8 protein-coding genes are annotated in these 8,133 nt (G+C 66.4%); 4 read left to right on the forward strand and 4 right to left on the reverse strand.

Features of this window, described 5'->3' with window-relative positions; genetic code table 11:
• Positions 1 to 119 precede the first annotated feature (119 nt).
• From ABZ827_RS29115 to ABZ827_RS29130, 4 genes are all read right to left on the reverse strand, one after another.
• Positions 120 to 806 carry a methyltransferase domain-containing protein gene (locus ABZ827_RS29115; protein WP_357243481.1) on the reverse strand — a complete coding sequence of 229 codons (687 nt, stop codon included), beginning with the start codon at positions 804 to 806 and terminating at the stop codon, positions 120 to 122.
• On the reverse strand, positions 803 to 2,044 hold the full coding sequence (locus ABZ827_RS29120) for a saccharopine dehydrogenase NADP-binding domain-containing protein (protein ID WP_357243484.1): 1,242 nt from the start codon (positions 2,042 to 2,044) through the stop codon (positions 803 to 805). The genes ABZ827_RS29115 and ABZ827_RS29120 overlap by 4 nt, the downstream gene beginning before the upstream one ends.
• On the reverse strand, positions 2,041 to 3,486 hold the full coding sequence (locus tag ABZ827_RS29125; protein WP_357243487.1) for an AarF/ABC1/UbiB kinase family protein: 1,446 nt from the start codon (positions 3,484 to 3,486) through the stop codon (positions 2,041 to 2,043). Before ABZ827_RS29125 ends, ABZ827_RS29120 begins: the two co-directional genes overlap by 4 nt.
• A gap of 126 nt (positions 3,487 to 3,612) precedes the next feature.
• Positions 3,613 to 4,392 (reverse strand): TetR/AcrR family transcriptional regulator, encoded by a 780-nt coding sequence (locus ABZ827_RS29130; protein WP_357243490.1) that lies wholly within the window; start codon positions 4,390 to 4,392, stop codon positions 3,613 to 3,615.
• 663 nt (positions 4,393 to 5,055) lie between these two features.
• Between ABZ827_RS29130 and ABZ827_RS29135 the strand changes: the two genes are divergently transcribed.
• The 4 genes from ABZ827_RS29135 (at position 5,056) to ABZ827_RS29150 (ending at position 8,039) form a co-directional block, all read left to right on the forward strand.
• A complete protein-coding gene (locus tag ABZ827_RS29135) occupies positions 5,056 to 6,408 on the forward strand; it encodes a DUF445 family protein (RefSeq protein ID WP_357243493.1) in 1,353 nt (450 codons plus the stop codon).
• 97 nt (positions 6,409 to 6,505) lie between these two features.
• Complete coding sequence (locus tag ABZ827_RS29140) at positions 6,506 to 7,000, forward strand: helix-turn-helix transcriptional regulator (protein WP_357243496.1); 495 nt, start codon at positions 6,506 to 6,508, stop codon at positions 6,998 to 7,000.
• Positions 6,997 to 7,674, forward strand: coding sequence for a heparin-binding hemagglutinin (locus ABZ827_RS29145; protein WP_357243499.1), 678 nt, complete (start codon positions 6,997 to 6,999; stop codon positions 7,672 to 7,674). Before ABZ827_RS29140 ends, ABZ827_RS29145 begins: the two co-directional genes overlap by 4 nt.
• 68 nt (positions 7,675 to 7,742) lie before the next feature.
• Positions 7,743 to 8,039 (forward strand): DUF2516 family protein, encoded by a 297-nt coding sequence (locus ABZ827_RS29150; protein WP_357243502.1) that lies wholly within the window; start codon positions 7,743 to 7,745, stop codon positions 8,037 to 8,039.
• The last annotated feature ends 94 nt before the right edge of the window (positions 8,040 to 8,133 follow it).

An 8,133-nucleotide genomic window follows, 5' to 3' on the forward strand; every position in this document is an offset into this window, starting at 1 on the left:
CGACTGCGCACGAATTCCCGGCGGACCCGGGGACTCGACTGTGAAATGGCGCACGCTACAGGAGATCCGCACAGGAGCAGGTCGGCGGGCATCGGCAGGACGGGTACGTGTGGGGCGGGTCAGTGCGCGTGATTCGCGGCGGCTGGACGGCCGTTACCGCGCTCGGCCGCGTTCGTCTCCGGCCGGGACGCGGTGATGTACTGGAAGAAGCGGTGCGTCTGCTGATCTATATCGACCAGTCCGGCCGAGGCGAACAATTCAGGGAAGATCCGGCCGTCGAACATGCGCAAACCACTGACGGCGGCAGTGTGGCGGGTGAGTTCGCCGATCGGGTTGTCGGGCCGATAGCTGGTGGTGACGGCGAGCCGGCCGCCCGGCGCCAGCACCCGGACCATTTCCCGGGCCGCGACCAGTGGATCGGGGATCAGATACAGCGCACCGAAACAGCAGACAGCGTCGAAGGTTCCGTCGGCGAACGGCAGAAAGCGCGCATCGCCGCGCACATATCCGGCGCGTGGACCGGCATTGTCGGCCAGTGCGCGGGCGAGCATCGGTGGCGAGTAGTCGATCCCGGTCACATATCCGTCCGATGGAACGTACTCACTGAGATAGTGAGTGAAATTCCCCGGGCCACAGGCGATATCGAGCACCCGGTGCGCCTTGTCCAGCCGCAGGGAATCCACCGCGAAGCGACGATCGGCACCGGTTCCGCGGCCCGACGCCAGATAGAACAGGGTCGGTCGCCATATCCGTTCGTACACGGCCGCCAGGGCGGGAGCGTTCATCGTGCGCCGCGCGAGATTCATTCCAGCGGCTCCACATCGATGGTCATACCGGCCGCCCGCAGGCGTTCGGTCAGCGGGCCACCCATGGCGGCCGCCGGGGTGAGTACCCCGGCGAGTTCCGGCTTCTGGTCGAAGGCCAGGGCCAGCCCGCTTTCGCCGAGCATGACCGCGGTCGCTTTGTAACCGGGATCGCCGAGACCGGCGAAGGTCGCGAGATAGCGCGCACCCGATGAGGTGCGCGTGTAGGTGCGCATCCGGAACCAGCCGCTCTCCCTGGTCTTTTCGCTGGGCCCGGTGCCCGGCGCGGGCAGGATACGGTCGAGCAGGGCGCGTCCGGCGCTGAACCTGGACAGCAGGCCGCCGGCGGCCATTCCGGCGACCACCCCACCGGAAATACCCGCCGCGGCCAGCGGGGCCAGCCGTGAAGACCCCGTGCCCATGGTTTCGCGGTAGCGGAAGTTCTTGCCGTAAACCCAGCCGAGCAGGCCGTTGCTGCGCCGCACGATCTTCCCGTTATGGGCGGCCATGACGAAAGTGCCCACCCAGCCGTCCAGGCTCGGATCGATATCGCGCGCCCGCTGGAATGCGATATCGGATTGCCGTCCCACATCTGGATCCATGGATTTGTCCGGGCTCAGCGAATAGGGATGGCGCAGAATCGCGCCCTTGGATTTGTCTTCGGCGACCGCCTCCATCATCGCGCGGCCGGAATCGATGGTGCCGCCGCTCACTCCACCACGGAGGGTGGCGATCAGCGTGGTATCGCCCAGTTCGCCGGTGTTGTCCGCAACAGTGCGCCGGTAGAGCTGATAGACGCTCAGATCCGAGGGAACCGAATCGTAGCCGCACGAATTCACGATTTTGGCGCCGGTGCGCGCCGCCTCGTCGTGGTAGGTGTCGATCGCCTCGCGGATGAACAGCGGTTCACCGGTCAGATCCGCGTAGTGCGTGCCGGCCTTCGCGCAGGCGGCGACCATGGGCATGCCGTAGCGCAGATACGGTCCCACGGTGGTGATCACCGCGGTGGTGCGCGCGGCGAGGGCGTCCATCGAATCCTGATCGGTGGTGTCGGCCACGACCAGACCCCAATCGGGCGCACCGATCTCGTCACGCACGGCCGTCAGCTTCTTCTCCGACCGGCCGGCCAGCGCGATCCGCGCGCCCGCGGGCGCGGCGCCCAGCAGGTACTGGGCGGTGAGCTTACCGACGAAACCGGTGGCGCCGAAAACGATCAGGTCGAATTCGCGTGCGTCAGTCATGAATTGAACCCCTGAGTCGATGTGGTGTTGCGGGCCGGCGTGCCCGTGCGACGTTTACCGCGCTTGTTCGGCCGGCGCTGCGCCAGCCAATCCCGATGGGCTGTACCGAGTTCGGTGACAGGCTCCTCGCCGTAGAGCCACTCCCGGGCGATGCGGTGCCAGTTCGCGGTGGCCTCCAACTGGCCCAGCATGCCGAAGGTGAGGAAATCCGCCCGCCGTGAGAACAGATGCTCCGGCGGCAGATTCTGCTGTTTCATCCCGGAGAATTCGCTGGACCGCGGATCGACGGCGAGGAGGAACGCGCCACTGGCCAGTGCCGGTGTGATGGTGAGTTCCTGGTCGACCAGACACCATTCGGAGGCCGAGAGCACATACTCCAGGCATTCCTCGACGCCGATCTCGTCGGTCGAATCGATGACCCCGCGCGCGACCATCAGGTCCCGCAGGTCCGCGCCGCGGTCCTCGGCCGCCGCGCACAGGCAGATCGCCTCGAACCGGACATGTTCGGGATCCATCCGGTTGAACAACCCGAAATCCAGGAACCCCACCCGGCCGTCGTCGGCGAGCAGGACATTGCCCGGATGCGGGTCGCCGCAGAACTCGTTGAAACTGAACAGCGAACCCACATAGAAGCGATAGATGATCTCCCCGACCCGGTCGCGTTCGGCCGCCGGCATATGCCGGATGTCCTCGAACGCGGTCCCGGACAGAAACTCGGTGACCAGCACCCGCTGCGTGCTGTGCTCCAGTACCGGCGCGGGCACGACGATGAACGGATGGCCCGCGTACAGGGCGGCTATATCCCGCTGGGTTTCGGCTTCGATGTGGTAATCCAATTCGGACTCCATATTCAGCCGGAGCTCGTCGAGAACAGCCGGTGTCACCCACGGCATCGCCGATTGCAGGACCCGCCGGAACATGGACAGATTCTTCAGATCGGCCCGCACGGCGGTGTCGATACCCGGGTACTGCACTTTCACCGCTACCTGCCGGCCGTCGTGCAGCCGGGCCAGGTACACCTGCCCGATCGACGCCGCGGCGATGGCCTCGGGCTCGAATTCGGCGAACACCGCCTCCAGCGGCTGCCCGTAATCTTCCTCGATCACCGCGCGCATGGACTCGAACGACACCGACGGCGCCGCGTTGCGCAATACCGCGAGCCGCTTCTGGAAGCGTTCCCGGTGTTCGGGCGGGACGAGATCCAAGTCCAGAACCGACATCATCTGGCCCAGCTTCATCGCCACGCCCTTCATGGTGCCCAGCACCATGACCAGCTGTTCGGTGCTGCGCAGAATCGATTCCTCGGCCATCCGCGCCCGTACTGCCTCCGAGCGCCCCCGCATAGACAGCCGGGCCCGTTGTTTGCGCACCACCGACCCGGCCGCGACCGCACCCAATTTGGTGCCGCGGGCCAGCCGGGATGTCGGCACTTGTTTCGCCATCGAGGTACCTCCGTTGGTGCCGACGCGCGCTTGCGGTAGCCGGAGAATTCAGCCGACTCTCGGGCGCCGCACGGCACTCAGACTAGCCAAACCGGCGGCGTTGTCGAGCCCACCGGGCCGGGTGGCTCAGACGGCCTGGTCGCCGGGTTCGATCGGCGGGAGCACATGCTCCTGTCCGGCGAACTTGGCTCGGGAACCGCCCGCCTTTGCCATCCCCTCGATGGCACTCCACACCATCATGGTGAGGTAATCGATCACTTCGTCGCGGTCCATCGACTTGTTCGTGGTCCACCAGTGGGTGGCGAGCTGGATCCCCCCGACGATCACATACGACCACAGCATCACCCCCTCGGTCTCGATACCGAGGTCGCTGCCTCGTTCGGTGATGGCGGCCGCCACCACCTCGGCGAAGAGCCGCTCGAAATCGGCCAGCGAGGACGGATCACCGGAACCGGTACCCATGATGAACCGGTAGACCTCGGGATCTTCGTCGACCGCACCCACATACTCGGCCAACGCGGAACGCACCAGCTGGTATTCGTCGGCATCCAGACTGATCGCACCGTAGACGCGAGGCATCAGGGTGATCTCGATGAACCGCTGCATAGCGGCGTTGACCAGGTCGTTCTTATCGGTGAAGTAGCGGTACAGAACGGTCTTCGACACACCGATCTCGGCGGCGATCTCGTCCATCCCCGCACTACCACCGCGCGTCCGCACCGCCGCGAGCGTGCCGTCTACCAGCTCTTCCCGCCGGTTGATCTTGTGTTGCCGCCATCGCCGCTTACGGCCGTCGGTCCGCACAGTACGCACCGGCGCCGATCGATCGGCGGAGTTCCCGACATCGAGCAGGTCTTCGGTGGACAGCGTGAGCTCCTCGGTCCGTTCGGTTCGCGTGCGCTCCACTCTAGCTGTGTTATAAGCGCGCCGATCGGTGAAGGTGCTGTGTTTTTGGCGCCGCCTCCGGCGGCGCGGGGTTCGGGGCCCCCTTGGTCTCGTTCTTCACTCCCGGCGCTCAGTCGCTGCGCTCCTTCGCTCTGGTCGCTCCAGAACGAGACGGGCCCCGAACCACCAAGGTGGACCGGCCGCATGCGGGAAACGGGGTGGGGTTGTATGCGGACAGGCGGGCGGTAGGGGATCGAACGCGCCCGGGGGCGACGGCAGGAACAGAGTGGGGGCACATGCCGACTGACCGGCGGTAGGGGATCGAACGCGCCCGGGGCGGCGGCGGAACGGGTGGGGGCGAATGTGGACGGACTGGCGGTAGGGGATCAAACGCGCCCGGGGGCGACGACGAGTTCAGCAATGAGCTGGGTTCGTACACGACGGTGGTGCCGTTGATCGGCGTGCCTGCGGGCTGCGCGGATAATTGGCCCCTTTGATCCATGACCTTGAAGAACCTCGCCCGGTTCAGCGTGCCGAAAGCGCAGCAATCTTCGCTGTCGGCGCCCCTTCTGGGGCTACAGCGACGCGCTCAGCGACTGAGCACTGGAGTGAAGACACGGGGTCAACAGGCCTCCGGCCCCGCGCCGGCGGAGGCGCCGCCGAAAAACACAGCAGAATGGGGGCATGCAGAAAGCGATCGGCAGCAGCGCGGTGCTCGATTCCGCTCCCGCGACCCCCGCCGCGGGCGGGCAGGCGGAACCTCCGGGCGTCTTCGCCACCCTCACCGACGATGCGGCCAAAAAACGTGATCTGCGGCGGATGAAAGTGTTCGCCACCGGCCTGCTGGCGCTGGCCACCGTCATATATCTCGTGTGCCGCTGGCTCGAGTCGCGTGGCGGCGCCGGCGACTGGGTGGGTTATGTACGGGCGGCGTCGGAGGCCGGGATGGTCGGTGCGCTGGCGGACTGGTTCGCGGTGACCGCGCTGTTCCGGCATCCGCTCGGCCTGCCGATCCCGCATACCGCGATCATCCGCCGCAAGAAAGATCAGCTGGGTGCCAGCCTGGGTGATTTCGTGGGCACCAACTTCCTTTCCCCGGAGGTGGTGACCGCGAAGGTCAATTCCGCGCAGATCCCGTGGCGGGTCGGGCGCTGGATGGCGAATCCGGAGAACGCGGCGCGGATCGCGGACGAGAGTTCGACCATCTTGCGGGCGGTGGTCGGTGTGCTCCGGGACGAAGACGTCGAGCAGGTCATCGACAACACGATTGTGAAACGGATCGCCGAACCACAGTGGGGTCCGCCGATCGGCCGGGTGCTGGCCGAGCTGCTGGCCGACAATCGCCAGCTCCCGCTGCTGGATCTGCTGGCCGAACGTGCCCACCAGTGGGCGTTGGGCAGTCAGGAGACAGTCGACCGGATCGTCATGGGTGAGGCCCCGCAGTGGGCGCCGAAGTTCGTGAACGTGTTGCTGTCCGAGAAGGTGTACCGCGAACTGGTCGAATTCACCTGGAAGGTGCGTTCGACCCCCGACCACGAGGTCCGGCTGGCGGCCAACCGTTTCCTCGAGGAATTCGCGCACGATCTGCAATACGACGAGACCATGATCGCCAAGGCCGAGCGGATCAAGACCCAGATCATGGGACGCGAGGAGATCACCGGCCTCGCGGAGGCCACCTGGCGTGCGGCCAAGCGGCTGATCCTCGAATCCGCCGACGACCCGGACAGCACGCTGCGGCGTAAGGTCGCCGAGAATGTGCAGCAGCTCGGTGAACGCTTACGCGATGACACCGATACGCGTGCCAAGGTCGACGGCTGGATCGAACGCGGGGCCCGCTATCTGGCCGCCAACTACGCGGATGAGATCGCCACTATCGTCAGCGATACGGTCGCGCGCTGGGATGCCGAGGAGGCCAGTAAGAAGATCGAGGTGCAGGTCGGTCGTGACCTCCAGTTCATCCGGATCAACGGCACCGTGGTCGGCAGTTTGGCGGGCCTGGTCATCTACACCGTCTCCCAGCTGATGTTCGGAGGGTGAGCGGCGCCGAGACCGCCGTAAAGACCGCTAGCAGAAGTGCTTGCTATTGCTAGCACCCTGTTCTATCGTTGCGTACGTACACGCCAGAAGGTGAGTCATGGCCGAACAGCCCGAGGTTTCCGCTCAGCCCACCGACGACCCGGCAGCGTCCGCCGGCGCCGGCGAGAAGGCAGCCCGCGTGGTCAACGCGGCGCAGGACATCGGGGGGTTCATCCGGGCGCAACGCGAGGCCGCCCAGGTCTCGTTGCGCCAGCTCGCCCAGCTGGCGGGGGTCAGCAACCCGTACCTCAGCCAGATCGAGCGCGGTTTGCGTAACCCCTCCGCCGAAGTACTCACGCAGATCGCCAAAGCACTGCGGGTGTCTTCGGAGGTGTTGTACGTGCGCGCCGGCTTCCTCGAGCAGCGGGCGCACAGTCCCGTCCGGGATGCCCTGCTGGCCGATTCCTCGATCAGCGAGCGGCAGAAGCAGGTGCTCCTGGATATCTACGAGTCGTTCCGCCGGGAGAACGGGCCGGAGGAAACGCTCGCTCGGGACAGCGTTGTTCCACAACCGACCACCGACGTTCCGCCATGCCAGGAGAACGATAAATGACCGAGAAGTACACGAATGTGAAACCGCTGTTCGCCACCGTCGGTGCCACGGACGCCGTCTACGCCGCAGTTCTCGACGCGGTGACTCAGGTGCGTGAGCGGGCCACCGACGTCAACGGCCGCGTCGACGAGGCTCGGGAGCGGTTCGCCGGTCTGCCCGCCGATGTGCAGACCCAGTTCGAGCAGATCCGCACCCGCCTGTCGGAGCTGCCGTCGGAACTGCCGGAGGACCTGGCCGAGCTGCGCGAGAAATTCACCGCCGACGAGCTGCGCAAACTGGCCGAGCAGTACTACCGCCAACTGCTCGACGTCTACTCGGATCTCGCCGTGCGCGGCGAGGAGACCGTGGAGCGGCTGCGCGCGAACCACCTGGTCGAGGAGCAGGTCGGTCGCGTGGAGACCCTCTACAAGGAGGCCGGCACGCGGGCCGAGGAAGTCCTGGGCCGGGTGAACGGCCTGATCGGGCGGTCCGAAAAGGCTGCCGAGGATACGGCGGCGCAGCCGGAGACTTCCGGCCCGGCCGACGTGGTCGACGCCGAGGTTGTCGAGCCGGCGCCCGAGCCCGCTCCGGAACCCGCGCCGAAACCGGCACCTGCCGCGAAGAAGGCGCCCGCCGCCAAGAAGGCTCCCGCCAAGAAAACCCCGGCCAAGAAAGCCGCCCCCAAGTCGGTCTGACCGGCCGGCCTGAGCTCGCGCCCCCGTGCACCTGTGGTGTGCGGGGGCGCAACTCTTATCATGGTGGCATGGAACAGGTGTTTGGCTTGACCTGGTGGATCATGGCCGCGCTGTGGCTCTTGGCGCTCAGCACGACTGTTTTCGCGCTGGTGCACGCCGTGCGCCAGCGTCCGGATGCTTTCACCGCGGTCGACAAACTGACAAAACCGATCTGGCTCGGCATCCTCGGCGTGGCGGCGCTGTTGCTGCTGATCACGCCCACTCGGCTGACCCTCTTCGCGTTCATCGCGATCATCGCGACCGGAATCTATCTCGCTGACGTGCGCCCGAAGGTCGACGAGGTCCAGCGGGGGCCGCGCTGGTAGCTGTGTTTTTGGCGCCGCCTGCGGCGTCGCGGGTTCGGGGCCCCCTTGGTCTCGTTCTTCACTCCCGGCGCTCAGTCGCTGCGCTCCTTCGCTC

This window comes from Nocardia sp. NPDC019395 (assembly GCF_040632335.1).
In the GTDB taxonomy this organism is placed as follows: Bacteria; Actinomycetota; Actinomycetes; order Mycobacteriales; family Mycobacteriaceae; genus Nocardia.

Excerpts from the sequence above, each read along its gene's own strand:
- ABZ827_RS29115 (WP_357243481.1), bottom strand. The coding sequence starts at position 806 with ATGAATCTCGCGCGGCGCACGATGAACGCTCCCGCCCTGGCGGCCGTG.
- ABZ827_RS29120 (WP_357243484.1), bottom strand. The coding sequence starts at position 2,044 with ATGACTGACGCACGCGAATTCGACCTGATCGTTTTCGGCGCCACCGGT.
- ABZ827_RS29125 (WP_357243487.1), bottom strand. The coding sequence starts at position 3,486 with ATGGCGAAACAAGTGCCGACATCCCGGCTGGCCCGCGGCACCAAATTG.
- ABZ827_RS29135 (WP_357243493.1), top strand. The coding sequence starts at position 5,056 with ATGCAGAAAGCGATCGGCAGCAGCGCGGTGCTCGATTCCGCTCCCGCG.
- ABZ827_RS29140 (WP_357243496.1), top strand. The coding sequence starts at position 6,506 with ATGGCCGAACAGCCCGAGGTTTCCGCTCAGCCCACCGACGACCCGGCA.
- ABZ827_RS29145 (WP_357243499.1), top strand. The coding sequence starts at position 6,997 with ATGACCGAGAAGTACACGAATGTGAAACCGCTGTTCGCCACCGTCGGT.
- ABZ827_RS29150 (WP_357243502.1), top strand. The coding sequence starts at position 7,743 with ATGGAACAGGTGTTTGGCTTGACCTGGTGGATCATGGCCGCGCTGTGG.